Raw genomic sequence first — 26,337 nt, 5'->3', positions numbered from 1 at the left:
ACTAACCTTTCTTCCAGCGCAGCCTTGCGTACCACACCCATGCTATACCGCCAGCCGCGGCCGCCGCAGCCAGAAGTCCGTCCCGGTAGTACGGGTAGAAACGCGCCGCCGGCGTGAGACCTTCGTGCAGGGCGACGGTGGTGGTATGCGCTGCTTGCGTCCACGGTTCGGTGCGTTCGCGTACCGCACCATTTGTTTCGACGACGCCGGAAATTCCCACGGTGGACACCTGGAGCGCAATACGCTGGTATTCGACCGCCCGGAAACGAACCATATCGAATTGCTGGGCCGATTCGGCACTATCCCCGAATGACGCATTATTAGTGGCCACCACATAAAGTTGGGCGCCCTGGCGGATCGCCTCAGATCCCACATCGCCCAGCGCCACTTCGAAACAAATGGGGGTGGCCAGGCGCACGGTAGTACCCTGCGCGCCCGTGGTGCCGGTTTCGCCACCGGCGGGGCTCTCCGCCGGGGCGGACCCCTCCGCTGGCGCGCGCTCCCCCACCGGAATATCAAGGACCGCAGGTGTGGTGCCGGCCCGCATATCAACGGAGACCAGATCAACGGCGGAGCTGAATTTGCGGAAGAAATCCCGGTAGGGCATATATTCTCCGAAGGGAACCGGGTGTTGCTTGCTGTAAACAGCGCTTACCTCTCCCCCGGTCTCGGTGGGCAGGTAGACAACAAGGTCATTCGTGCGGCTCACTGCCTGCCCGGTGGCATCACGCTCATAGGATTGGGTTCCCAGGAGCATCGGAACCCCCAGGTAGGTGGAGGTTTCGCTGACCAGGGCGCGGGCGCGCTGATGTTCGCGAATATCGTGGTCGGAGGCGGATTCCGGCCAAACTACCAGGTCCACATCCTCCGGGTTAATCGCGCGGGTGGCGGCGCTGAGATTCTCGGTCACGGTGAGGGCTTGATCGCGGCCCTCGGGGAGGCTGCCCGCCCGCGGGACGATCCCCTGCGCGTAGCCGATGCGCAGGGAGCCGGTGGGTGCGGTGGCGGGAAGCGGAAGGGCCCAGGGCAGGGCGAAGAGCAGTGCAGCGCTGAGGGCGAGACTCGCGCCCGCGAAGAGCCGCCCGCTGCGCACCCGCATCAGGGCCAGGCTGAGGGCAGCCCCGCAGATGACCACCGCGGCGGAGACCAGCATGGTGGAACCCCAGGGTGCCAGCCGCACCAGCGGGCTATCTACTTGGGAAAAGGCGAGGGTTCCCCAGGCGATACCGCCGAAGGGCCATAGGGAGCGGGCCAGTTCCGCGCCTGCCCACACCAGGGCTACCGCGGGGAGGAAGAGGAGCGGGCAGCGGGTCCAGCGCGCCCGGCACATAGCGTTCCAGGTGGCCACCACCAGCCCGGTAAACAGTGCTTGCGAAAAAGCGAGGGCGAGTTGGGGAATGAGAGCCCCGGAGGCTTCCCCGGCCCAGGAAAAATGCAGGGAGAAAAATATGCATCCGGAAAGGAGCCCGTATCCGAAGCCGGCGCTGGGGCGACAGTGTGCCGCAACGAGGAGAAGGAAGGCGATGCTCACCGGTGCGAGGATCCCGTAGCTCAGGGGCGGGAAAGCAGCGAAGAGCCCGAGCCCGGCCAGGACCGCGCCGCACAGCCGCAAGAGAACACCGCTCACATGAGCTCCGATCGCCGCATGAGGTCACGGGCCTGGCGCGCGATATCGCTCAGCCAGGTTCCTTCGGTTGCTACCGTGACCTGCCCGAGGATATCGATAATACGGCGCGCGGCGGAAATGAAATCCCCGGCGGTCATGTGGGCTGATTCTAGGCAGGCTTCCAGGCCCACTCCCCCGGCCCAGGCCGCAAACACGTCCGCGCAGCCCGGGCTCAGATCCGGCGTGCGGGTAATCCCGTATTGAAGCTCCAGAGATTGCAGGTACTGGACTTCCGCGCGCGCTACGCGGGCGGCATCAACAAGCCGGGCCTCGCGCGGCAGCGCACTTCCCAGGCGGTCATCGGCCAAAAACATGGAGACCCATCCGGCTAGGGCAGGTGCGTCCAGGCTACCTTCGGGGAGTTGCGCCAAGCACTGGTACATGAGCAGGTCGGCCTCGGTGTGCAATTCGCGTAATTGCGCGGCGCCCGGGCCCATGCGGATGGCGTCATTATCACCCTGGAGCACCCCCACCTCGCGTAAGACGGCGGCCGTGGCATCAAATTCCCGCCCCGCCGAATCGGTGAAGGCCGCTATGCGCTGATCGATTTCCTCGATGCGGTGATGCAGCGAGACCCAGGTTTGGGCCTCATCGAGGTGGGCGTACAGATGCGGGCAGGAAGCTACCGGATGCGCGGCGACTTTGGGATCGCGCGGGGTGGCGAAACGGGCCCAGGATGCCAGCAGGTCCCGGTCGATTCCCAGATCGGCGCGCCCGCCCACCAGGTCGAGGATATCTTCGGCGATCTGTTCGCGCACCGCCGGCTTTTTGGTGGACATCCCGAAAGGAACCGTGACCGGGCCAATTTCACGCAGTTCTGAGGCGAGGGAATCTTCATACAGCCAGGCCAGGTCCCCGAACCAATCGATCACGCGCACACGGTCCGGTGAGGCAGAGAGCACGAGGGCGTAAACGAGATCGGTGCCAATCGCGTAGGCGTACACGTAGCCCTGGCGCACGGCCGCGAAACTCTTCGCGATGCGCTCCCGATAGCGCCGTTTCGCGGCTTTACGTTCAGCTTTCGCGGCCCGCCCGGCATTCCCGCGCAGGCGCAGATAGTCAAGTAGATCACCGCGCGAGCAACTCAAACGGGTTTCTTCGGTTTCCACCCGGCGTTCAATCCGGGCACGCCGCGCCGCCAGGCCGCCCAGTTCCGCATTGCGTTGAAATTGCGCGAAGGACCGGCCCATCAGATCACGCGCCGCCGCGTAGCTCATGCGAGCCAGCAGATTCGTCACGGTGTTATAGGAGGGCTGGAAGGCGGAGATGAGGGGCTCCACCCGCCCCGAAGCCAGATCAGCCAGATGTTCCGGATCGGTGTCCGCGTCAGCGAGGACCACCCCGTAGCCCACGGTATCGCGCCCGCGCCGCCCGGCCCGCCCGATGAGCTGGGTGTATTCGGTGGCGCTCAGGTCCACGAAACCGTGCCCGTCCCAGCGCTGGAGTTCCTCCAGAACCACGGTGCGCACCGGCATATCGATACCGAGGGCCAGGGTGCCGGTGGCGTAAACAATGCTGAGGAGCCCGCGTTCCATAAGGCGCTCGGTTAACTCTTTGATCGCGGGGAAAACCCCGGCGTGGTGGGCCCCGTAGCCGCGCTCCAGCGCCGCGGCTGCCCGCTCAAAATGCACGGCCCGCCGATCCGATTCCGTGAGCGTTTCGCGCAGGGCCGCGATTTCTTGTTTAATTTCCGCGCGTTGGGCGCGGGTGGTGAGGACCTCGTTATGGCGCAGCAAAGCTTCAACCGCTTTATCGCAGCCTTTGCGGGAAAAAATAAATTCGATAGCCGGGAGCATGCCCCGCTCGCTGAGCTTGTCGATAATGGCACGGCGCTCGCGATCCGAGACCCGTTTTTTACGTTCCGCGCTGCGCCGGTCCAGCGCATTGACAAGGGCAGGATCGGGCTCCAGGGTATTCGCGCGGTAGAGCGGGAAGAGTTTGCGACCCACATTAACGTATTGCGCGAGGGGAACGGGCCGTTTCGTTGATACCACGACGTCCGTTGGCCCGCGCACGGAGCGCATCCACGCCGCGAGTTCCTCAGTATTGGCCACCGTGGCGGAAAGCGCCGCCAAACGCACGTGATCGGGCAGCGATAAAATCGTTTCTTCCCATACCGGCCCGCGGTCAGGATCGGCCAAAAAATGCACTTCGTCCAGAACCGCGTAGCCCACGTCACGGATATCCGGGGATTCGTGCAGCAGCATATTGCGCAGCACTTCGGTGGTCACCACCAGAATCTGCGCTTCGCGATTAATACTCTGGTCCCCGGTGAGCAGCCCCACCTGTTCCTCGCCGATTTCTCGCGCGAGTTCAGCGTATTTTTGGTTGGAGAGCGCTTTTATTGGTGCGGTATAGATACATTTTTTCGACGACGCTAAAGCCAGATACACGGCATAGTGGGCCACCACCGTTTTCCCCGAACCGGTGGGCGCGCATACCAGCACATCATGGCCGCGCCCCAAAGCCGCGCAGGCCTCCAGCTGGAAATCATCGAGGTGGATCCCGCGGCTAGCGTAGCTTTCCCGATAGTCCTCGAGTAGCAGATCCGTCATTGCTCCCCCTCCGGTGTGCTTTCCGGTGTATGTTCACGGATGGCCGGCGTAGCGGCGGCGTCGCCCTCCTGCGCGCGTAAGCGCGCGCAATAATCGGCCACCGCGCGCGCAACTTCCGGTGGTTCTAGGGCGACCACGTCGTCAATTTGCACGAGGAGTGAGACGAGCCACGGGAGGGAGCGGGCGCGAACCTCAATGGTGAGCAGCTCCTCGCTTGCCCGCGCGTGCGCGGGGCCGAGCGTGTTCTCCTCGCCACGTGCGTTCGGGGCGCTGAGTTCTTCATTCGACTCCCCACGCGCATTCGCGATGCCGAGCTCTTCGTTCGCTTCGCGCAGCCGTGCGCCGGGCAGGGTTTCCGCCACCCAGCGTGAGGCTCCGGTGACGGTGATGCGCACATCCGTGCCGCTCGGCTCCCAGGTATTCTCTCCGCGGGCACGCTGTGCTTTCTCGTTTTTCTCCACCTCGGCGAGCGCCCGGCGAGCCTCCGCGCGTTCCGATCTGCTGAGCTTCGCGCCGGGGCGGGCCGCGGTGATGCGATCCAGGCGGAAATGGCGCAGGCCCTGCTCGGTGAGGGCGCGCAGTAGCGGGGCGTCGCCGGCCAGGATGACCAGGGGAATAACGTGTTCGCGCCCGGCCCGCGCGTGCGGAAGCGGATCGCTGAGCGCGCGTTCATAGCTGAAATCGAGGTAGCAGCCGCCCTCGAGTGCGGCGTGCACGGCTTCCATGGTGGCCGCGTCGGCGGCCGGGCGGGTGGGCGGCCAGAGCGCGCCGTCATATCCGGCTTCGCGCACCGCCTCCCCCAGCGCGGCGCGGGTGGCGGTGAGGGTCGCGGCGGCCGGCCCGGGGGCGGTGACGTCCCGGGCGGCGTCAAGCAGCGCGGCCACCACCATCGCATCGTCCAGGGTGAAGGGAATAACCGGGTCGTCGGTCATGGAGCGCAGGTAGACGCGACTCTCCGGCCCGGCCGCGGTATCCGCCTGCGCCATGTTTTCCGGCAGCTCTGTACTGCCCGAGTGGCCCGCGGTATCCGCCTGCGCCGCACTCCCCGCGCAAGCATCGCGTTCGGGCAGCTCCAATTCGAAGGGGACATCAAAATAGGCGGTTTCGGCCAGGTTGGCATCCCAAAGGTAGTCAAGGGTGCGCTTCCAGGAGGGGAACTGGAAATGTGCGGTTAGCTCGGCCAAAGTGGCGCCCTGGGGGCGTTCATGCAGGTAGATCAGCATCCCGAGGGTGGTGACGATATCGGTACTCATCGCGCTTCTCCCGCCTCCAGCCCGGTGGCTTCACCCAGGTTAATGAGATTGTTCACGCGGCGATCCCATTCTTCGCGCAGTTCACTAGGTGCGGCCAGGCGCACATCCACCCCGTAAAAAGCCAGATATTCGAAAATACGATTAAGGCCCACGGTGGAGAATCGGTAAGCCGTCCAGCCCGTGGGGGCAGGTGCGTGTGCGGGAGCTGGCGTATCTGCTAGAGCTGGCACATTCGTTGGAGCCAAAGTTCCTGCTGCAGCCGGCGCATCCGCGCTGCTGAGTTTCTCCCCGCGGGCGGCAAGGGCGGCCGCGGCGCCGTCGCGAATATGCAGAATGATGTCCACATCAAAATGCTCACCGCTCACTTCTCCGCGCGGGAACTCACAGCGCTCACCCACGCTGAGGGTCCCGGAAATCACTCTGCTGAGCCGGAAAGTTCGCTCATCCCAGGGGCCGAAATCCTTACCGCCGCTCTCTCGCGAGCGTGCCAGCCCGGAAACATAGAACATTCCGTAGTGCTCGGCGAAATTCCACGGCTCCATCTCGTAATGTTTGACCCGGTCAGCACCGCGGCGGTAATCGAAGCTGACCCGGCGGCGGTACTGCAAAGCACGCGCAACCACCCGTGCTGCCGCACCACCCGGAATCCGGACGCGCAGGTGGGTGGGGACTGCGGCGTCGCCGCTTTCCGGAGGTGCGCCCGCAAGAAGTTTCGCCACCCCCAGGCGCGCCGATTCGCCTTGAGGATCTCCCGCCTCGATACTGGAGCGCAGGGCGTGGAGCACCCCGGCCCCGATCCCGGTGACGCGCGCGAGCACCGGCGCCGCGGAATCGTATGAATAACGCCACCGGTCGTCAAAAATAATGGGATATCCGGCTTCGCGCAGCGCGTCAATATCGCGTTGGAAGGTGCGCAGATCGATTCCCGCTTCGGCGTAGGCCGGGATGCGCTCCATGAGTTCGGCCGCGGTGAGGAAACTGCCGCGGCGAATCGTGTGGAGGAGCGCGAGCTGGCGTTCGCGGCGCCGGCGTGTCTCTTTCTGCTTCACGTACCCAGCCTAGCCGACGGTAGAGTTAAAGCCGTGATGATGTGGCGCAGAGGGAAAATTATTTCCCTGGGGAAAACATGGCGCGGGGCGCGCGAAGCCGAGGTGGAACTTGAGGACGGCAGTCGCGCTCGGGCGCTTGCCTATCCCGATCTGGTGGGCGAACCGGCCGCCGGTGATACCGTGCTGCTCCAGGCGAGTGCCGCCGCGCGCGGGCTGGGAACCGGCGGGTATTTCTTTGTGTGCGCGATTCCGGAGCGGCTCCCCGCCGACTCCCCCACGCCCGGCCACATCGTCAAGGCCCGCTACACGCCGCTCCAGTACCTCACCCTGGGGGTGGATGAGCAGAATTCCCCGTACCACGAGCTGCTGCGTGAGGCCGATTCCATTGCCGGGATGCCGGTGGTGGCTGCGGATTTGCATTCGGCGCTTCCCGCGATTGTTGCCGGGGTGCGTGCGCGCGTGCCGGGGGCGCGTATCGCGTATGTGATGGACGACGGCGGAGCTCTGCCAGCGTGGTTCTCCCGCACCGCTGCGCAATTGGAGGATCTCGGCCTGATCCTGGGCACAATTTCGTGCGGGCAAGCCTTCGGGGGGAAGCTCGAAGCTGTCACGATCTACACTGCCTTGCTGGCGGCACGCCTGGTGTGGCAGGCGGACGTGGCCGTGGTGGCGCAAGGGCCGGGGAATTTAGGCACGGATACCCGGTGGGGGTTTTCAGGAACGCGCGTCGGTGAGCATCTCAATGCCGCTGACACTCTGGGTGGAATCCCGATTGCGGCCTTGCGCATGTCGAACGCGGATAAGCGGGAACGCCACCTGGGGCTCTCACACCACAGTGTTACCGCGCTCACGCGGGTGGCGCGCTGCCGGGTGAGCTGCCCGGTGCCGGTACTGGGTGAGGATGCGCTCTCCCGCGCGGTGCCCGCTGAGGTGGGAGTGCGGCTGGCCGGGCAGCTGGAGGAGCTTTTCCAGGCGCCGCACCTGGAACGGGTGGACGTGGAGGCGGATGCGGTGGCGAGCGCCCTCGCGGACTTCCCGGTACGGCTGTCCACGATGGGGCGATCGCTCACCGAAGATCCCCTCAATTTCTTAGCGGCCGGCGCGGCCGGCTACGCGGCCGGAGAGCTGGTGGCGCGGGCGCGGCCATGTACCTCGTGATTGTCATACCCTAAATACCACCGTGAAATAGCCCGCTGGATTCGCTGCACTGTACATCCAGCCTACTTACTGGTCGATCCGATGATGAGCCTGGTATCGAATAGCGAAGAGTAGCCGTGCTTGTGGTATGGCACCTGAGTTCCTCTTGACAGAAAAACCTTCTTGAGAAGATAGCTAAGAAGGCCCTACTGACCGCGGGAACGGACATTGTGGTATTGAACACGTCTGGGAATCGGTACATCATATACGATTGTTGAGACGCGGGACACTAGGCGGGAGGAAAACATGGACACAGTCGGATACGTACTGGCAAAACTTGGCGACTTGAGCGCCGAAGACGTCATCAAAGCGCACATCCGCAACGCAGACGCGAATCATGGTCGGACGCTCATCACTATTGATTCTCAAGCTCCAGATAAAGAAAACTGGGACAAAATCAAGTACGCCGTATTTGTCAATCACAGCAAGACAGCTTGTCTCATTGGCATGGTTCACAACCTCGGTAAAAAGCCCGATAATCCGCCCTCGGGGTGGACTGCGGGCTCTGACCCGCGTTATACGCAGCCACAAGAGTGGGAGCCGGATGATATGCCTACATGGTTTGAGTTGGATCTTATTAATGGAGCTGATCTCGGGCAATTTATCGCAGAGTCGGGTAAGCCGTTAGCACAGTCTCTTACGGGTGGCTGCGGCTTGGTATATGCAACGCGCACCACACATTAACCCAAGGTGACAAAAGACAGGGTGGAATTTCGCTACCCTCTCTTTTGTCAATTGTCTAACGACAACTAGCTAAGCGCTAGTTTTCCTTAAAATAACGCGTTGTCAACTGCAAGTTAGTTTTGGGGGTAGTGAACTCGGCCCGGAGTTCCTGGCCCTCGCCGAGAAGCTCCGCGCCAGCCGGCACGGTATCCGTGGTCGCGGGAGCGTTACGGCCAACATAATAGGCACGCGCCGTATACACCACAGGAGTCTGATCCAACCACTTCCCATCACCATAAGACTTATCCACGCTCGTGGTGAAAGTATCGGAAATCTTCCCATCCAGATTCACCGGGCGAGTATCGACCTGAGAAACTCCAGTCGGCTGGAAATCGAAGATAACCCTCCACGTCGGACCAGGCTCGGTGACTTCGGCGGGGTCAGCTAAGGGGTCGCGGTTACCGTAGGTGATCATGTCCTGGATGGAGCCGTCCGCACCGAACTTCGTAAGAGTGGTCCGGACATCATGCGTAACCCTAGAGAAGAACTTGACGGTGCCGTTCCCTGTAGATCTCCACGTCTTTTCGAGTGGAGTGGCAGCGCTCTTGCCAGCCCACTTATTGGTTCCGGTTTCATCGAAGACAGCCGGCCCAATAAGAGTCAGCTCGATATCTTCACCCGCAATCATCTGTCCAGCTTCGTTAGTAACCGCAATACCCCGAATGACGCCCTTGCGTTGGCCATCACCCTCAACACTGCCACTCTCGTAGCCGATAGCCGCGCTATTGCGGGCTTCATCGGCATATTGCAAAGCACGAGTCTCGATACCCGGTGCCTGGTCTCGCACGGCTGCAATAAGCTCGTTTACTGTCGCTTGGGCAGTGCCAGGGCGGCGGTACTCCTGCTCGAAATTGATATGCAGCAAATAAGCCAAAGCCGCAAGATTCGTATTATCCCGCGTATCACCTTGATACTTATTGAGCAACCAAGCCAACTGCGGCGTCGTCAAATTCAACTCAGAAGGCCCAAGCTGACGAGACTCGGTAAGAGTGGAAATACTCGTCATCTCGTTCGGGCCCGGATCCCCCAGCTTCGCCTGGATACACCACACCGGATAATCCTCAACCGCAACCCCGTCGATACTCGCAGTTTCGGGGTAATGGGGTCCGAGGCGTAAAACACCAGAGGTAGCAACACCCTGGATCTCGATACCTTTACCCACGCTAGAATCCCAGTCAGCACGAGCCAACCCGGAAACAAAGAAAGAACCAAGCCCCAAAGTCAGTACCACGAAAAGCACCGTAAGGACCTGGAAAGCGCGCTTTTTGCGCCCAGAATGGGATCGATACATCTACCCACACCTTCCTATAACTTGCGACAAACACTCGGACGAGTGCTCCATCCCTATAGTGTGCGGGGGTAGCGCAGAAAGATTACCCACCCGTGTACGCGAGCTACGGAGTGGGTAATCTAGGAACGAGATCGTGATTACGGGCACGGAACGAACTCGAAATTGCCAAACTCGTCTCCAATCCCGCAGGTATCTCCTCGTTCCACGGTTTTCACCCACCCGCCGTTGTCAGGTTCCGAAGCAGGAGCCGGTGCGGGAGGTTCCGGTAGAGCAGCTTCCTCTACCGGGGCAGGCACTTCGGGTGCCTCGTATGCAGGCTCGGAATAGCTAGAGCCAGAATCCGATTCGCCAGAATAATCAGCGTTCCCGCCACCAGTGCCGTGAGACGAGCCGTCAGCGGCCGGGGCCTGGGCCGGCGCAGCTCCCGCTACCCTTGCCTTGATAGCCTCGGTCTTGAGCTTGATTTCGGGCAGCTTCAAGTCTCCCTTACGCAGGCTGTCGCATTCAGGGTCGAGGTGGAGTGGGCATTCCTTATCCAGGTAATCCTGGGCGGCTTTTGCCTGCTGGGTGGCAAGTGTTATACCGAGAGCCTGAAGGCTCTCGGTAAGTTTTTCGAGGGTCTTAGCGCCTTCTTTCATTTTATCGGCGTCTTTGCCCGGTTTTTCAACCAACCCAACCCTAGCATCCGCAATAGTCTTTTCCAGAGCTGCACAAATATCCTTACTGCCGCCATTCTCAATACAACCAGCAGCATCCACACCACTAACGACCTTTTCCAAGACCGCTCCGGCCTTGGTGTAGGCGGCAGTTGCTTCTTCAAGAGCCTTAGCACGGTTGTTATGAGCCACCACCGCCCATAGGCCACCCGCCAGTAGAACCACGGCTATTACACCGGCGATAATCACCGCAATCTTCTTCCGAGACATCTTCGATCTTTCCTCTATATCTATGCATCGGACTATGGGCTATAGCATAACCACCCAACACTTTTTCACGCGTTCTCAGATAACTACCGTGTGTGAACGAGTATCTACCTCGCCAAGAAGCTCCGCACCTTGAGGCACGGTATCCGTGGTCGCGGGAGCGTTACGCCCAACATAATAGGCACGCGCCGTATACACCACGGGAGTCTGATCCAACCACTTCCCATCACCATACGACTTATCAACGCTCGTAGTAAGAGTATCGGAAATCTTCCCATCCAGGTTCACCGGGCGAGTATCTACCTGAGAAACGCCAGTCGGCTGGAAATCGAAAAGAACACGCCACGTGTTACCAGGAGCGATATGGATCTGGGGATCTTCGTGCACCGGCGGCTGCACGGTTGTCTGGCTACCGGGGACCGTGAGAGCGATAAGTTCGTCAACAGTCCGCTCATAAGCCGTATCTACTCTTACATGGCCGTTCCCTGTGGACTTCCATCCAAGAGTGATTGGGCTGTCCTGAGTAACACCTGCCCACTCCGAGGTACCCGTTTCCTTGAAAATGGCCGGACCGTGCATAGTAACCGTCACAGCACGCCCGGCAATCCAGTTTCCGTCCGCTGCACGCAGGCCGATATTGCCGATAGTTCCTTCCATCTGACCCTCGCCCTGTCCCTGTGCGGACTCATAGGAATGCACGCCAGACTTTCGGGCAAGGGTAGCGATATTGCGAGCGTGCTCGTCAATAAAGGAAGCTGCACTCTGGGTATCGCTGATAAGAAGGGCGATATTCGTGGCGGCATCGCTGCCAGTTTCGAGGTTGACATGAACCAGGTACGCCAGGGCGGCCAAAACATTAGCTTCCCCGCTCATCTGGTAATGGTCGATAGCCCAAGCCACCTCAGCAGTCGAAAGCCTAAGGCCGTCGTCTTGGCCTACATTCTTTGCTTCCACCAGGTTTTGCACCTGGACAACCTTATCTGGGCCGGGTGCTTCCTCGTCCAGGTCGATACACCAAGCCGGGATATTGGGATTGCCGCCTTGTGGGGCTTTGAGGGCACCGAGTCGATACTTAGTGCCGCTAGGCCCGGTGAACTTTACGCCCGAGTGAGGGAAAAACATTTGCGGACTATTGAGATCAAAGTCCGCCTTGGCGGCACCGGAAACAAACATGCTTCCGAGCCCCAAGGTGAGTACTGCTAGGAAAACGCCGAACATGCGCCCTAGCTGAGAGAACTTATGCCTCATGGCGAATAAATTCCTTCCTTATTGTCGTGTCAAGCACCCGGATGGGTACTCCACATACGTAGTGTGCGCAAGCGTCGCTAATTCATGAGGGAGCGCCCCACTCATATGAATGGGGCGCTTTTGGCGTAAATAATTATGAAGGAGACTCCTGTGCCCTAGAACACTTACGGGTCGTGCCGGATGATTTCCTGTGTTCCGTCCGAATACTCGATAACGGTGTAATGCTCGCTAGAGTCTTCGCCCAGGTTCCCGCTTGCTACCGAGTACCCTCGGACAATCGTCCGCTCCGGTGCCGCAGCTTCCTCTACCGGCGCAGGCGCAGCGGGTGCCTCGTATGCAGGCTCGGAATAGCTAGAGCCAGAATCCGATCCGCCAGAATAATCAGCGTCCCCGCCGCCAGTGCCGTGAGACGAGCCGCTCACCGGGGCAGGTGCTTGCCCGGCCTCATCATTACCAACAGGTGCCGGTGCAGCCTGAGTCTCCGGCGTGGCGTGGCGTGCCTTGACGGCTTCCACCTTGATCTTCGCTTCGGGCAGTTTTAGATCGCCCTTACGCAGGCTGTCGCATTCGGGGTCGAGGTGGAGTGGGCACTCCTTGTCCAGGTAAGCCACCACAGCATTCGCCTGCTCGGTGGCGAGAGTTTTACTGAGAGCTGTGAGACTATCAGCGAGCTTTTCGCGCTTGGCGGTAGCTTCTTTTACCTTAGCCGCGTCCTTGCCCGGCTTTTCGGATAGACCGGCCTTAGCATCCGCGACAGCCTTTTCCAGGGCTGCGCAGGTGTCGGCGCTGCCGCCATTCTCGGTACAGCCAGCGGTATCAACGCCGGATACCACCTTTTCCAGGGCGGTACCGGCCTTGGTGTAAGCGGCGGTTGCTTCATCGAGGGCTTTCGCGCGGTTGTTATGGGCAACAACCGCCCATAGGCCAGCCCCCAGGAGCACTACGGCCATAACGCCGGCAATAATCGCCGCGATCTTCTTCCGGGACATCTTTGATTTTCCTCTATATTTATGCACCATGCTTTGGCTACCAGAATAGCGGTGCGTGGCCGGGTATAGGCAGCTAACACCACCCCGATTCCAGCGGACTCGGCCAGCTACGCGGCCGGGGAGCTGGTGGCGCGGGCGCGGCCGAGGTGAGCTGCGCGCCCGGTGGGCCGGTGGCGCGCAGCTGCGTCGTCGTTCTTAATGCGCGCTACCACCGGTCAGATCAACGAACGCATCAGCCGCAGCAACCGGTTCGCGCAGGAGCTTCTCGGACATGAACGCGGCCATCGCCTCCCAACGCTGCGCGTCCTGCACCCCGAGCGGAGTGCGCCCGGCGTAAAGCTCAATGGTATTCGCGAGGACTTTCTCAGCCGCGGCCGCGTTATCCGCTTCGCGCAAGGCCGGCACATGCTTCGCGGTGATCTCCACGGTTTCCTTCGGGTTGCTGCGCGCGAAGTTCACGGCGCGGTCAAGAGCTGCGAGCATGCGGGTGAAATCATCGCGATGGGCATCCACGGTGGGGCGCAGCGAACCGAGCCCCACCCCCACGAGCGGCAGCCCGCCCGGGAGCATCTCGATAGTGCGCACCGGCACCCCCTGGCGTTCCACGCTGGGAACATCGGAGTTACGGAAGCCGATAATCGCGTCCACTTCCCCGCTGGCCAAGGCCGCAGCCTGGGTGTAACCGATGTAGTTCACGCTGATATCGGATTCGCTCCAGTTGTGGGCGGCCATGAGCGCCTGGAGGGCGTAGTAGTTTTCCCCGTACGGCCCGGGCAGGCCGACGCGGCGTCCGGCCAGGTCAGCGGCGCTCTTGATCGGGGAATCGGCCGGCACGATGAGCGTGACGGGGTAATCCTGGTACATCGTGGCCCAATTGACCACGTCGATGCCGTTCGAGCGGCCTTCCATCATTTCATCGCCGCCCGCGAAGACCACATCCTCGCTGCCGCTGGAAAGCGCGCCGAGGAGCGATTCTTGAGCGCCGTGGTGGCGCAGCGTGATGTCGAGCCCGGCTTCGCGGAAATAGCCCTGGTCTTCGGCTACGTAAAAGGGCGCGAATTGGATATCGGGAACGTAGGTGAGGCCAACGGTGAGGGAAGCGGTGGCGCTCGCGGTAGTTGGCTGCGCGGCGGCGGGCGAGGTGCTTTCGCCGTTTTTATCCGCGCCTCCTCCCGCGGTGCCTCCCGCGCATCCGGCCAGGCCGAGGGTAGCTGCCGCGAGTGTGGCAATGAGTCGTTTCATGGGTGTCCTTTCTTGTGTGGTGCGCTTCTATGCGCTGGGGTCTTGTTGGGGCGTGAGCTGTGGGTTTCGGTTGGGCTTTGGCGGCGAGCGTTATCACACCGGATCGTTACCGCACGGCATGGTTACCGCACCGCCGCGGTGACGTGTTTTTCGAGGGTAAAGATGAGCAGGTAGATGCTGATGGCGGCGGCGGCCATGACGACGATGACAGCGAACATTCCGGTGATGTCTCCGGTGGGTTGGGCGCGCGAAAGTTCGGTGCCCAGGCCCGCTCCCCCGATGATCATTTCGCCCACGACTGCGCCGGTGATGGAGAGAGTGAATCCGGTGCGTAGCCCGGCCAGGATGGAGGGCGCGGCCAGGGGCACGATGATGGGGAAAAGGAGGGTGAGCCGGGCTGCGCCGTCGAGCCGAGCTGCGGCGATGACGTCGCGGTCGATAGCGTGCACGCCCACCGAGGTCGAGACGATAATCGGGAAAATCACCATGATGGTGCAGAGCACCACAATGGAGGGCATCCCGTAGCCAATCCACACCACGAGGAGCGGCGCGAGGGCCACGGCGGGGACGGCTTGTGAGGCGGCGAGGAAGGGTTGGAGTGCACTGTTGAGGAGGCGCCAGCGTGCCAGCGCGATGCCGAGGGGAATTCCGAGGAGGGCCGCCCAGGCGCAACCGGTGAGAGCCGCGGTGAGGGTGTTGCCCAGTGCGCTGAGGAGGTAGGGCGGGTGTCCGCCCCTTCCCAGGAGTGCGGTGGCGAGGCGTTGCCCGACCGCGCCGGGTGCGGGAAGGAGATGTTCGGGCACCAGGTGGGCGCGAGTGACCACCACCCAGAGAAGAAAAACCGCGAGGAGAGAAAGGGTGGCGGGTACCCACGCGGTGCGAGACGAGCGCGGGCGTGGGTGAGAGTTGCGGCGCACAGTGTTCACGTCCTGGTTCCTGACCTTCCCGATGGCCGGGAATGCTGAAACCGGGAGACGCTGACGCCGCGGCACGCCGAAATAGCGTAGCCGAAGCAGGGCTTGGAGCCCTTCGATGCGCCTCCCATCCGGACTGTTACCGTCGGTTGGGGAATTCCACCCCATCGGCCACTTGCGTGGTTCGCGGACTGTTACCGCCGGTTCAGACTTTCACTGACCCCGGTGCATCGTGTTCTATATTAGCCCTTCGGATGCTGGCGTGCACCCGTAGTTAATTTGAAGCGTGCTGCAACGCGCGTGTGGTTAGTTTTCCGCGTGTTGACAGGCACATGCATTGCTAGATTGAGGCGTGCAGGCACGCGCCTGCGGCAAGTTCACGGAGCTTCTCCACCTCGGCATAGGCATCCTCCGCGCGGAATACCGCCGAGCCCGCCACGAAATTATTGGCTCCAGCGGCTGCGGCCTGTTCGATGGTGGAGCGGGAAATGCCGCCGTCCACCTGGATCCACACATCCAAGCCGGCTGCTTCAATAGCGCGCCGAGTGCGGGTGACTTTCGGCATCATCGTTTCGATGAAGCTCTGCCCGCCGAATCCCGGCTCCACGGTCATGATGAGGATCATGTCGAATTCGTTGAGGATATCGAGGTACGGCTCGATGGGGCTGGCGGGTTTGAGGGCTAGTCCGGCGCGGACGCCCTGCGCGCGTAGTTCGCGGGCCAGGCGCAACGGGGCTTGGCAGGCTTCGGCGTGGAAGGTGACGGAGGCGGCTCCTGCCTCAGCGTAGGCGGGGGCCCACCGATCCGGGTTCTCGATCATGAGGTGCGCGTCCAGCGGAACACTGGTTGCCTGCGCCGCCGCCTCAAAGATGGGCAGGCCGAGGGCGAGGTTGGGCACAAAATGATTGTCCATAATATCCACGTGCACGAAATCGGCGTTGGAGATTTTCTCCAGTTCATCAGCGAGATGCCCGAAATCGCAGTTGAGGATTGAGGGGGAAATCTTCACGTCCATGATGGTCCTTTCAGGAGCGCCGCTCTGCGGGCGCGGGGGCGGTTGCGGGTTTGAGGATACGTGCCATGTACATGGCGTCCGTGTGATGGATATCAGGCCAGAGTTGCACGGTCATTCCGCGAGAGGCGACCGGGCGCAGCGCCCGCCGGTTCGCGGTGACGGTCACGTCTCCGAGTTCCGCACCTTCGGTGCGATCCAGGAAAGCGGAGATGACGTCGCGAGTTTCCGCGAGTACCGGAGAGCAGGTGGTGTAGAGCAGCAGTCCGCCCGGGCGCAACGCCCGGTAGGCCGAGTCGAGGAGTTCACCTTGGAGTTGCGTAAGTGCGGCCAGGTCGCTTTCTTTTTTGCGCCACCGGGCTTCAGGGCGACGGCGCAGCGCTCCCAAGCCAGAACATGGGGCATCCACGAGGATCCTGTCATAGCTGTCCGGTTCCTGGGCGCCAATCTCCCGCCCATCGCCTTCCCGCAACGCCACGGTATCCGCCCAGGGTGCAACGTTTTCTTCCACGAGATCGAGGCGGTGAGCCTGGGGTTCATTCGCGAATACCCGGGCCCCGCGCCGGGCCGCCGTAGCGGCGATAGTTGCGGTTTTTCCGCCCGGGCCGGCGCACATATCCAGCCAGGATTCATCCTTCCCGGAAATGGAGGATTCCGTAACAACAACGGAGATCAACTGTGATCCCTCATCTTGGACGCCGGCGACCCCGTCGCGCACGGGCCAGAGCCGGTGCGGGTCACCGGAGGCTAGCAGCACTGCGCTGGGCACTAGGTAGGGATCTTCCCACGTCATTTTGGCGCGTTCAATCCGGGCTTTGAGGTGCTCGGGTGAGATATTGCGGCAGGCTAGCGCTACTTTCGCGGGCGTGTTATTCGCTTCAAGAACGGCTTCTACTTCGGTTGAGCGCCCAGCGGCCGCGAGGGAGGCTTCCAGCTGGCGCACGATCCAGCGCGGATGGGAATGCCAAACCGCCAGGAATTCTTCCCGGGATGCGGTGCTGTTTTCGATAATTCCACGCCAGGCATCCCGGCGCTCGGAAACTCGGCGCAGCACGGCATTGACGAAACCGGCGATTCCCTGCCCGAGTTCATTGCGGGCCAGCGCAACTGTTTCGTTAATGGCCGCGTGGGGTGGTGTTTTCAGCTCAATGAGCTGGTAGCAGCCCAGGCGGAGCAGATCGAGGGCACCCGGGTCGATTTCTGCGAGGGTACGGCCTTGGGAGCAGCGGGCAATCATGGCATCCCAGCGGCCCTGGAGCCGCAAGGTCCCGTAGGCGAGGTTGGTGGCGAAGGCGGCGTCGCTTCGATTGAGACGCGCCCGGCTCACCATGCCCGGGAGGATGAGATTAGCGTAGGCATCTTCGGTATGGACTGCCCGCAGTGCGTCATAAGCAACGAGGCGGGCGTGGTTCGATGACTGACGGCGCGGTACCCAGCCCGCGGGGCGCTCATTCATGCTGGCCCTCCTTCACCTCGGCATCGAAACGGGTGTGCGCGGCAAGCCGGGCGCCGTTGAGCCAGGCGGAGGCATCCATATGTGCTTTGCCAGGCGGGGCAATCCGCAGTAACTGGATTGTTCCTTCTCCGCAGCCGACCGCGCCGCCCGGACCGATTTCGCCCGGTGCCAGGGGGACGTGTGTTGCAGGTACTTCGGATATTTCGGGGGCTTCTGGTGTTTCGGGCGCAATGACGCGCACCGATTCAATTTTGAAGCGCTGCCCGTGGAGGGTGGTCCAGGCCCCGGGTGCGGGGTTGGCGGCGCGGACGCGATCCGCGATGCGCTGGGCGGGCCACTCCCAGTTCACCCGCGCCCAGGAAGAATCGAATTGCGGGGCGAGGGTCACCTCCCCGCTTTGGGGCTGCGCGTGGACGCTGCCGGTGGCAATAGCACGAAGGGTATCGCTCAATTGGCGCGCCCCGGATTGTGCCAGGCGGGCAAGCAGCTCTCCAGCGGTTTCTTCCACTCCGATCTGGGTGGCTTCGCTCGCGAAAACAGGGCCGGTATCCAGGCCTTGTTCTATCTGGAAGACGCTGGTTCCGGTGGTGGTATCCCCGGCGGCAATCGCGTAATTGACCGGCGCTGCCCCGCGCCAGCGCGGCAGGAGGGAGAAGTGCAGGTTGATCCAGCCGTGGCGCGGCACGTTGAGAAGTGCGGGCGGAATAATGAGCCCGTAGGCGACCACCGCAACAGCTTCGGGGGCAAGTTCAGCGATCTGTTCCTGGATCGCACCGTCTTTCAAGGTGCGAGGAGTGAGCACGGGAATACCTAGTTCTGTTGCCGCGCGGTGTACCGGCGAGGGGGTGAGCACGCGTTTGCGACCCTGGGGTGCCGGTGCGCGGGTGAGCACCCCGGCGATATCGAAGCCTTCATCATGCAGTAGCTGCAAGGCCGGGACTGCGGTCTCCGGTGTTCCTGCGAATAATATTCTCACGTGTCAATCCTACCTAGTTCTTTTCCGTGCCTATCTGATCCGGGCTGGTTACAGGGGCGGATTGACCTGTAAGCGCAGTGATCCACCCAGGCGCTGGGCGGAGTAAGCGCCGTAGGTTTTTCGTGCCTGCCGAGTGAGGGTGATGCCCCGGGAGAGTTCGGCCCGGGCATACACGGTGATTTCTGCCGGGCGTGCCCCCGGAACCGGACCAAGCAGCACGATTCCGGAGGCTAGCTCAAAGGCTCCCCCGGTGAGCAGATCAGCTTCTGTTTCTTTATCGCCTTCGGACTGCCATTCTTTGGTACCGGTACCAGGGGAAAACTGGGTGAAGAGATGCTCACCATACGCATCCTGAACATCGTGCGTTCCCTGCGTACCGCGCGCCCCTGCCGCGCCTCTCACAGCTGCCGCGGCTTCCCCGCGGTTGAGCGCGGCGCGCAGCATGGAAAGGTAGGTACGCACATCCCCACTGGCCCCGGTGATCCCCACCCAGGTGGCAGTGGGAGGCAAATCCAGTTCGGCCCGTTGTTCGAGCAGCTCAGCCGCATATTCACCCAATTCCCACCGAGCGATCCGGTTGAGGAGTTCAGGTGGTGCTCCCCCGGCCACGAGCATATGGCCGCCTTCTGCCGCGCAGCGCACCCGAGCCGCGACCCGCGCAAGCACCCGGATAAAACGCGTTTCAGCCCCTAGGCCTTCCCCGAGGAGGTAGCGTGCATCCAGCACCAATGCGGCGGCGAATCCTCCTTCGGCCTCCGGTTCTGCCCCCGGGGTTGCCACCACGATCCGCGGGCGCTGGGAGACCTTTCCAATAATTCCCTCCGGGGAGTGCGCTCCGGAGAGAATAATGCCCACCCCGGGGAAAGCTCGCCCGATTTCTTCTGCCGTGCGCGCTGAACCAATCCGGATAGCTCGCAGTTTCCCGTTGTGGCAGTGCTGGCAGCGCCACGGGTGGACCCGCACCCCGCAACGTTGGCATTGCAGAGGATCATGCGGAGTGCCCTGGGCCAAGTTACCTCCGCAGATCGTGCATAGGGCACGCTCCCCGCAATAGGCGCAGCACAGTGCCGGGATGTAGCCGCTACGCGGTACCAGAATAAGAACCGGTCCATCTTCCAGGGCCCGCCGCAGAATGGGGAACGCGGGTTGGGGTAGGCGTAAATGATCCGCTTCTCCCCCGGGCCACTGGTGCGGGCCAGAAATATTCGGAAGGGCGGCGCGGCGCGCGGCCGCGGTGCCATCCAGCAAGGTGATGCGGTGTTCGGATAGCAGTTGCGCGCATTCTTCACTCACATAGGGTGAGAAGGTGAGGAATGCAGCGTTTTCCCGCCGTGCCCGTTCCAGTACCACGTCACGCGCAGCTAGATAGGGCGCGCGGATATCCCGCAGGGTGGAGGCGGCATCATCCATGATGATGGCGAGCCCCAGGTCAGTGAGCGGTGCCCAGGCTGCCCCGCGGGTGCCCACTACGATACGTGATTGCCCCGAGAGCACACTCAAAAAAGCACGGTAGCGTTTTTCATGCGATTCTTCGGAAACCATGAGCGTGGGATTTTCCCCCACCCGGGTGGCGAGGGTAGCTTGCAGCGTTCGTGCCGCGCGGGTGGTGGGAACAACCAGCAGAACACTGCGCCCGGCGCGCCGCACTGCCTGCACAGCCCGAACCAGGACCTCCACTCCCCCGGCGGGCCCGGGTAGCGCAGCCATGCAGGCCCGCACGGCTTTCCCGGCCCCGAGCGCCGCAAGGAATTCCGGCCCGCCCCGATAGGCTTCCCAGGGCCCCGGTTCAGGAGCCGGGCGCGGGCTGGCCAAAGGAATAGCCTCCTGGGCATTGGCCAAGAATTCTTTCGCGGCGCGCGCGTGCCGTTCCGGGATAGCGGCCCGTAAAATATCAGCAACTGTTCCGGCGTATTTATCGGCAAGGGTGCGGGCAACCGAGTATACGGATGCGGTGAGAACAGGGTGTTCCGAGACTACCCGGTACAGGGGGCGCAGCCGCCCGCTGCCTTCCGTGGTGCCATCCCGGGCAACGATGAATCCGCCCACCCGCTGCGCACCGAGATCTACCACCACCCGGGTTCCCACCCGGGCACTATCCGCGAATTTTTCGGGGATAAGGTAGTCAAATACCCGGTCCATATGGGGTTGGGAATGAAGCACATGAACATGTGCCACCGGATCGGCTACTTTGGAGCGCACGCGGGTGCGTGCCGGGCGCGCCTCAAGCAGGGCGCCCTGCTCCCCCATGAGGGGGAGGGCATCGAAATCAAAGAGTGTGCTCTCCATGCAACCTAGGATATCCCGGCCCTACGACAGAAAAATTCGCCGCGAAATTTCAGGTCTTAGACACCTTAGATATCTGAGATACCTCAGGTAGCCCTACCTCACGCATCCCTAGATAGCGCGGAGGAGTTCTTCAACCCGATCTGTTTTCTCCCAGGTGAATTCGGGAAGTTCCCGCCCGAAGTGACCGTAGGAAGCCGTCTTCGCGAAAATGGGGCGCTTGAGCTCCAGAGCGTCAATAATAGCCGCGGGGCGGAAATCGAAGACTTTCTGAACCGCGTTTTCGATGCGACCTAGTTCTTCTGTTTCGGTGCCGAAGGTATCCAGGCGCACAGATACCGGGTGGGCGCGCCCAATCGCGTAGGCGAGCTGGAGTTCGCACCGGGAAGCGAGCCCGGCGGCAACCACATTCTTGGCCGCCCAGCGCGCCGCGTAGGCCGCGCTGCGATCCACCTTGGAGGCGTCTTTTCCGGAGAAAGCCCCACCGCCGTGCCGGGCCATCCCGCCGTAGGTGTCCACGATGATCTTCCGGCCGGTCACTCCGGCGTCGCCCATCGGTCCTCCCACCACGAAACGCCCGGAGGGGTTAACGAGAAGCGCAAATTTATCGGTATCGATGTCGATATTTTCTTCTTCGAGGACGGGCGTCACCACGTGGTCGCGCAGGGTTTCCGTGAGCCAGTCACGCTGCACATTGTCATCGTGCTGGCTGGAGATGACCACGGTATTGAGGGACACGGGCCGCGCACCTTCGTAGTCAATGGTGACCTGAGTTTTACCATCCGGGCGCAGCCCGGGAACCACGCCTTCGCGCCGCACCAGCGCCAGGCGTTCGGCAAAGCGATGGGCGAGCAGAATGGGCGCGGGCATAAGAGTTTTAGTTTCATTGCACGCGTACCCGAACATGAGGCCCTGATCCCCGGCGCCCTGCAGGTCGAAATGATCGTATTCAGCTTCCTGGCTTTCGCGCCGTTCCAGGGAAGTATTCACACCGGCCGCAATATCCGGGCTTTGCTCATCGATGGAAATCGTCACGCCGCAGGAGTTGCCGTCAAAGCCGACCTGCGAGGAGTTGTACCCGATCCCGGTCACCACATTGCGAATAATATGAGCGATATCCGCGTAGGCATCCGTGGTCACTTCACCGGCCACGTGCACCAATCCCGTGGTCACCATGGTTTCCACGGCGACGCGCGAATTCTCATCCGACGCGAGCAGCGCGTCAAGAATGGAATCGGAGATGAGGTCACACACCTTGTCGGGGTGTCCTTCCGTGACCGATTCGGACGTGAACGGTTGCCGGTAATGCATCGTATCCCCTCGCTATTTCAAACTATTTCGTCAGTATTAGTCACCAGCAGCTGGCAGGTAAGGCAAGCCTTATTCTATACGCGCTCGGTGGTGAAATGATCGGCTATAAGGCCCGCAATAATAACAGCCATCTGGGCTTTGGTGCCCGCTCCGCTCGCGATGATCTCACCTGCTGGAGTGACCACGGTGATCTCGGTAGGTACCTCGCCGAATCCGGCTTTCTCCCCCACCCGATTGATGACAAGTAAATCAGCGCCTTTGCGCCGCGCTTTTTCGCGTCCATAATCCAAGACGGTTCCGCCCGCATCCCCGGTTTCCGCCGCGAAACCCACAATGAGCTGGCCGGCCCTGCGCCGCTTATGGGAAATATCAGCCAAAATATCGGGATTTTCCACCAGTTCGACGACGCGTGTGCCGCTGCCATCTTTTTTCTGTTTGCTCGCGGCGGTTTCGGCCGGGCGAAAATCGGCCACCGCGGCGCTCATGACCACGCCATCCACATCCTTCACCCGCGCCAGAACCGCTTCGTGAAGATCGCGTGCCGAACTGACCGGAACAATCTCAGCTCCCGGAGCAAGTGCGGTAATATCGCGGCTCACATGGGCCGCTAGCACGGTGACCTGCGCGCCACGTTCCAGCAAGGCACGCGCAATTTCTAGGCCGAAGCGCCCCGAGGAACGGTTGCCGATAAAACGGACCGGGTCCAGAGCCTCATGAGTACCGCCCGCGGTAACGAGGATATGCCGCCCGCGCAGCGACGCGTGCTCCGCACTATCCTGCGTAGCGCGCGTTTCCGGGTTTTCGCCGGTGAGGATTGCCCGGGCGTGCGCGAAGATCTCTTCCGGTTCGGGCAGCCGGCCCGGCCCGGAATCCGCCCCAGTGAGCTGCCCGGTAGCGGGTGGAATAATATGCAGCCCGCGCGCCTGCAGTACCGCAATATTTTCTTGGGTGGCCGGATGCTCCCACATTTGGGTATGCATTGCCGGTGCCATGACCACCGGGCACTGCGCCACCAGCAGAGTGTTGAGAAGGAGGTTATCAGCTATGCCTGCCCGGGCTTTCGCGATGGTATTCGCAGTTGCCGGGGCAATCACAATGAGATCGGCTTCTTTTCCGAGCCGAACATGCGCAACTTCATCAGCGTGTTCGCTAGTGCGCACCAGAACGGGATGGTGGGTGAGGGCTTCCCACGTGGTGGCCCCGACCATCTCCAGGGCGGCCGGGGTGGGAATAACATGCACATCCGCACCGGCTTTCACAAAAAGCCGGACGAGGTAGGCCGCTTTATAGGCGGCAATACCTCCGGTCACGCCAATAACGACGCGCGGCGTGTGCTCTACTTTTCGTCCAGCTGCCATTCGAGCTTGTCCTCGGCGATTTCACGCAGCGCGATGGACAGGGGCTTTTCTTCCGGTTCCGCCGAGACAAGCGCACCGTAATGCTCGATATTGCCGTCCCCGCGGGCCATTTCCTGCTTGTAGGAGTTGATCTGACGCGCACGATCCGCTGAAAGCACGCACAGCGCGTACTTCGAGTCGATCTTTGCGAGAAGATCATCAATGGGCGGGTTGGTAATACCTTCGGGTTCCGGAACAGTTCCGAACATGTAGTTCCCTTCTGGATAAACGTGGTACCGCATGCGGGTACCACCGTGAAGCTTCGGCCTTTTATTCTAACGCGTGGGGGCGATGAGGTCGAGGATTTCGCCGGTGGCACGTGCCACGGTGTCATTAACGACGACGGCGTCAAACTCCCCCTGCGCAGCTAATTCACCACGAGCGGTTTCCAGGCGGCGTTCAATGGCCTCCTCGGTTTCGGTACCGCGCCCCCGCAGCCGCGCCTCAAGTTCTTGGAACGACGGCGGGGCTAGAAAGATCTGGAAAGCTTCGGGCAGCGACTGGCGAACCTGGCGCGCCCCTGCCAGATCGATTTCAAGAAGCGGAATTTTTCCCGCTGCGTATGCTTCTAGCACGGGTTGGCGCGGGGTTCCGTAACGGTGCTTCCCGTGAACAACGGCCCATTCGAGCATCTCCCCGCTTTCCACGAGGTGATCGAAGTGTTCATCATCCACGAAGAAGTAGGATTCCCCTTCGCGTTCCCCCGGGCGAGGCGCACGCGTGGTGGCAGAAATGGAAAGCCAGATGCGCGGCTCCCGCTCAAGGAGCTGCGCAACCACGGTTCCCTTCCCTACCCCGGAAGGGCCGGCAAGCACGCAAATACGGCGATGATCCTCAGGTGTCATGACATTTATTCTGCCACAGCCCTACGACACAATTTTCGCTCGCGAATTTCCGTACCGGCCGGTTGCCAGGAGTAGTTGAGTCCTGCCCCGGCTCAGCCTTTAACCGAAAAGCGCGATAAGGGCCGCGGTTTGATGCACACCTAGCCCGCGCACTCGCCGAGAAGGAGCGATCCCAATATCGGCCATGGCCCGCGCAGCCTTGGCTTCACCGATACCGGGAAGTGCCCGCAGCAGCACACTGGCGCGGGTGCGCGCAACGACCGGGTCATCACGCTGAGCCAAAACCTCCGAAAGGTGCAGCTGTCCGGATTTCAGTTGCTGCAAAAGTTCCGCGCGGCGCCGCCGTGTTTCGGCGGCCTTATCCAAAGCAGCGAGACGCTGCTCCGGAGTAAGTGGTGGTACCTCCACAGTGTCCCCTTTCTAGCGCATCAGATATACCCTGGTGCTCATAACAATTCCGTCAACATCAGTCACGGCGACGCTGACGCTACGAAACTTCTTCGTCTTGTTAGTAGCGTAGAGCGAAATAGCGCTAAATAATATAAGAAGCCACGCCCTTGTTTTTTTATAAAACCATCGCGGCAGGTCAGCGCCGCGGCTTGTGACGAAGTTCGCGACCGGTAGCGGCGTCCGGGTAGGCTACAGCCATGGAAACTACCCGGATTGACGTGTGGCTATGGAGTGTGCGCCAGTGCAAAACCCGCTCGCTCGCCACCTCCGAATGCAAGGCTGGCCACGTGCGCATCAACGATGAACCGGTCAAGCCCGCCGCGAAAGTCCGTGTCGGTGATGTGGTGCGCTACCGGGTGGAAGGTTTTGATCGGATCCTCAAAGTTACCGGAATTATTACCAAGCGCACGAGCGCCCCGCTGGCCCGGGAAAATTACGAGGATCTCACTCCGGTGCGGGAGAAAGTTTATCTGCCGGTTATGCGGCGCGATCCCGGCAGCGGCCGGCCGACGAAGAAAGAACGGCGCGAACTCGACCGCCTTTTCGGCCGCAATTCCAATTACGGCCGCCGGTGAGCAATGATTCAACTTTCCGTGCGCGCTCACTCCCGACTCCTAAACCAGCCCCTCACTCAGGTTCGAGCTTACCCTTCCAGACATAGCCACCCAATTAAATGAATGCGGCATTCCATTTCAAGGACTTTAGTACTATAGTTCAATATGAGGTAGGCCACTTCCTACTTTGTATTTGCAACAACGACGTTTTAAAGGAGCTGTTATATGTTCACGCCGCCACCATTCATCCGCGCCGCAGCAGTGATTATCACTACTGGAATCCTCGGTTTGACAGTGACTTTCAGCATACCGTCACAAGGAATTGAAAGTGATGTTCAGTCGAATGCTGTTAGCTACACACCCACACAGCACGACGACCCATCGAAACAGAATTTTGTTCCACTACCTGGAGACCCGCGTTACCCCGTTTCTAGCACCGCCCTTCGAAGCGCATCTGGTGCGCAACAGATTGGCGGTTTTGAACTTAATATCCATGGAGCGAAAATTCCGATCCCCGCAATGCTCCTATACCACGAAATTGAAGGGCGTGGAACATTAGTAGAGTCGGAATACGCATGGGTTGCAGGCATCCCCGGACAAATATGTAACTACAGAATCTACTTCCAGAACAGAGATTCCCAGAACAGTAAAATATACACAAATTCCTCAAACATAGTCATCAATGGTTGCGCCTCAGTTAAAACACAAACCATCTACCATCCAGTCAAGAATTTCACAGCTGAGCCTGGATGGATGTGTGCCCGCTTTGAAAAAGACGGGGTCTTCGTCGGCGAACAGTGTCATCGAATCAACCCCTAACGAAGTACAACACTCGTATTGAACCTAGAACGAATCGACGAGAGCGAGAGGATCATTTCGTAAGGAAGAAAGAGATCACTATGAAAACCAGAACTACCACCGCACTAACAATAGCTGCCATCGCGCTGCTTCTCTTCAGTTTCGCTTTTGTGGCCGGGTGTTGGAACAATGTTTATCTCGCACG

General features: G+C 61.3%; 22 protein-coding genes, 1 pseudogene and 1 riboswitch. Of the genes and pseudogenes, 4 read left to right on the top strand and 19 right to left on the bottom strand.

Features of this window, described 5'->3' with window-relative positions; translation table 11 throughout:
- Position 1: 1 nt before the first annotated feature.
- From lnt to CYJ17_RS06750, 4 genes are read right to left on the bottom strand one after another with little or no spacing between them, the layout of a single operon-like run.
- Positions 2-1,627 carry an apolipoprotein N-acyltransferase gene (lnt, locus tag CYJ17_RS06765; protein ID WP_180948619.1) on the bottom strand — a complete coding sequence of 542 codons (1,626 nt, stop codon included), beginning with the start codon at positions 1,625-1,627 and terminating at the stop codon, positions 2-4.
- Positions 1,624-4,221 carry a DEAD/DEAH box helicase gene (locus CYJ17_RS06760; protein ID WP_101594764.1) on the bottom strand — a complete coding sequence of 866 codons (2,598 nt, stop codon included), beginning with the start codon at positions 4,219-4,221 and terminating at the stop codon, positions 1,624-1,626. Before CYJ17_RS06760 ends, lnt begins: the two co-directional genes overlap by 4 nt.
- Entirely contained in the window at positions 4,218-5,474 is a 1,257-nt protein-coding gene (locus CYJ17_RS06755) for a WYL domain-containing protein (RefSeq protein WP_101594768.1), read from the bottom strand. The genes CYJ17_RS06760 and CYJ17_RS06755 overlap by 4 nt, the downstream gene beginning before the upstream one ends.
- Positions 5,471-6,523 (bottom strand): helix-turn-helix transcriptional regulator, encoded by a 1,053-nt coding sequence (locus CYJ17_RS06750; protein WP_101594772.1) that lies wholly within the window; start codon positions 6,521-6,523, stop codon positions 5,471-5,473. The genes CYJ17_RS06755 and CYJ17_RS06750 overlap by 4 nt, the downstream gene beginning before the upstream one ends.
- Before the next feature lie 36 nt (positions 6,524-6,559).
- Here CYJ17_RS06750 and CYJ17_RS06745 point away from each other — a divergent pair, with 36 nt between their 5' ends.
- Both CYJ17_RS06745 and CYJ17_RS06740 read left to right on the top strand, forming a co-directional pair.
- Complete coding sequence (locus CYJ17_RS06745; RefSeq protein WP_101594776.1) at positions 6,560-7,681, top strand: DUF3866 family protein; 1,122 nt, start codon at positions 6,560-6,562, stop codon at positions 7,679-7,681.
- Positions 7,682-7,966: 285 nt separating this feature from the next.
- Positions 7,967-8,404, top strand: a complete 438-nt coding sequence (locus tag CYJ17_RS06740; RefSeq protein ID WP_101594779.1) for a hypothetical protein — start codon at positions 7,967-7,969, stop codon at positions 8,402-8,404.
- Positions 8,405-8,480: 76 nt separating this feature from the next.
- Here the strand turns inward: CYJ17_RS06740 and CYJ17_RS06735 are convergent, their stop codons facing one another.
- From CYJ17_RS06735 to mihF, 15 genes and pseudogenes are all read right to left on the bottom strand, one after another.
- Entirely contained in the window at positions 8,481-9,734 is a 1,254-nt protein-coding gene (locus CYJ17_RS06735; protein ID WP_101594780.1) for a hypothetical protein, read from the bottom strand.
- A 137-nt stretch (positions 9,735-9,871) separates the two neighbouring features.
- Positions 9,872-10,660, bottom strand: a complete 789-nt coding sequence (locus CYJ17_RS06730; protein ID WP_101594783.1) for a hypothetical protein — start codon at positions 10,658-10,660, stop codon at positions 9,872-9,874.
- Positions 10,661-10,735: 75 nt separating this feature from the next.
- Complete coding sequence (locus tag CYJ17_RS06725) at positions 10,736-11,905, bottom strand: hypothetical protein (RefSeq protein ID WP_101594786.1); 1,170 nt, start codon at positions 11,903-11,905, stop codon at positions 10,736-10,738.
- 164 nt (positions 11,906-12,069) lie between these two features.
- Positions 12,070-12,894, bottom strand: coding sequence for a hypothetical protein (locus CYJ17_RS06720; protein ID WP_101594789.1), 825 nt, complete (start codon positions 12,892-12,894; stop codon positions 12,070-12,072).
- 195 nt (positions 12,895-13,089) lie between these two features.
- Entirely contained in the window at positions 13,090-14,136 is a 1,047-nt protein-coding gene (locus tag CYJ17_RS06715) for an ABC transporter substrate-binding protein (protein ID WP_101594792.1), read from the bottom strand.
- Between the two features lie 122 nt (positions 14,137-14,258).
- Complete coding sequence (locus tag CYJ17_RS06710) at positions 14,259-15,062, bottom strand: ABC transporter permease (RefSeq protein WP_101594795.1); 804 nt, start codon at positions 15,060-15,062, stop codon at positions 14,259-14,261.
- A gap of 103 nt (positions 15,063-15,165) precedes the next feature.
- Positions 15,166-15,284: riboswitch (FMN riboswitch) on the bottom strand.
- A gap of 106 nt (positions 15,285-15,390) precedes the next feature.
- The gene (gene rpe / locus CYJ17_RS06705) at positions 15,391-16,065 is read right to left on the bottom strand and encodes a ribulose-phosphate 3-epimerase (protein ID WP_101594798.1); all 675 of its coding nucleotides are present in this window, start codon (positions 16,063-16,065) and stop codon (positions 15,391-15,393) included.
- Positions 16,066-16,075: 10 nt separating this feature from the next.
- On the bottom strand, positions 16,076-17,518 hold the full coding sequence (locus CYJ17_RS06700; RefSeq protein ID WP_101594801.1) for an RsmB/NOP family class I SAM-dependent RNA methyltransferase: 1,443 nt from the start codon (positions 17,516-17,518) through the stop codon (positions 16,076-16,078).
- Entirely contained in the window at positions 17,511-18,494 is a 984-nt protein-coding gene (fmt, locus tag CYJ17_RS06695; protein ID WP_101594804.1) for a methionyl-tRNA formyltransferase, read from the bottom strand. Before fmt ends, CYJ17_RS06700 begins: the two co-directional genes overlap by 8 nt.
- A gap of 48 nt (positions 18,495-18,542) precedes the next feature.
- Positions 18,543-20,780, bottom strand: coding sequence for a primosomal protein N' family DNA-binding protein (locus CYJ17_RS06690; RefSeq protein WP_101594808.1), 2,238 nt, complete (start codon positions 20,778-20,780; stop codon positions 18,543-18,545).
- Between the two features lie 108 nt (positions 20,781-20,888).
- Positions 20,889-22,088: a methionine adenosyltransferase gene (gene metK, locus CYJ17_RS06685; protein ID WP_101594812.1), complete on the bottom strand. Its 1,200-nt coding sequence runs from the start codon at positions 22,086-22,088 to the stop codon at positions 20,889-20,891.
- A 74-nt stretch (positions 22,089-22,162) separates the two neighbouring features.
- Positions 22,163-23,446, bottom strand: coding sequence for a bifunctional phosphopantothenoylcysteine decarboxylase/phosphopantothenate--cysteine ligase CoaBC (gene coaBC / locus CYJ17_RS06680; protein WP_101594815.1), 1,284 nt, complete (start codon positions 23,444-23,446; stop codon positions 22,163-22,165).
- Positions 23,446-23,694, bottom strand: a pseudogene (gene rpoZ, locus CYJ17_RS06675) (DNA-directed RNA polymerase subunit omega); the annotation flags it as partial. The pseudogene rpoZ and the gene coaBC, both read right to left, overlap by 1 nt.
- Before the next feature lie 66 nt (positions 23,695-23,760).
- On the bottom strand, positions 23,761-24,330 hold the full coding sequence (gmk, locus tag CYJ17_RS06670) for a guanylate kinase (protein WP_035277244.1): 570 nt from the start codon (positions 24,328-24,330) through the stop codon (positions 23,761-23,763).
- 99 nt (positions 24,331-24,429) lie between these two features.
- Complete coding sequence (gene mihF, locus CYJ17_RS06665; RefSeq protein WP_026429388.1) at positions 24,430-24,738, bottom strand: integration host factor, actinobacterial type; 309 nt, start codon at positions 24,736-24,738, stop codon at positions 24,430-24,432.
- Between the two features lie 239 nt (positions 24,739-24,977).
- Between mihF and CYJ17_RS06660 the strand changes: the two genes are divergently transcribed.
- On the top strand, positions 24,978-25,355 hold the full coding sequence (locus tag CYJ17_RS06660) for an RNA-binding S4 domain-containing protein (protein WP_087070820.1): 378 nt from the start codon (positions 24,978-24,980) through the stop codon (positions 25,353-25,355).
- A gap of 204 nt (positions 25,356-25,559) precedes the next feature.
- Complete coding sequence (locus CYJ17_RS06655) at positions 25,560-26,153, top strand: hypothetical protein (protein WP_145989729.1); 594 nt, start codon at positions 25,560-25,562, stop codon at positions 26,151-26,153.
- Positions 26,154-26,337 lie beyond the last annotated feature (184 nt).

Origin of the sequence: Actinotignum timonense (genome assembly GCF_002860685.3) — a bacterium.
Classification (GTDB): Bacteria; Actinomycetota; Actinomycetes; order Actinomycetales; family Actinomycetaceae; genus Actinotignum; species Actinotignum timonense.
This window is presented reverse-complemented; position numbering and strand designations above follow the sequence as displayed.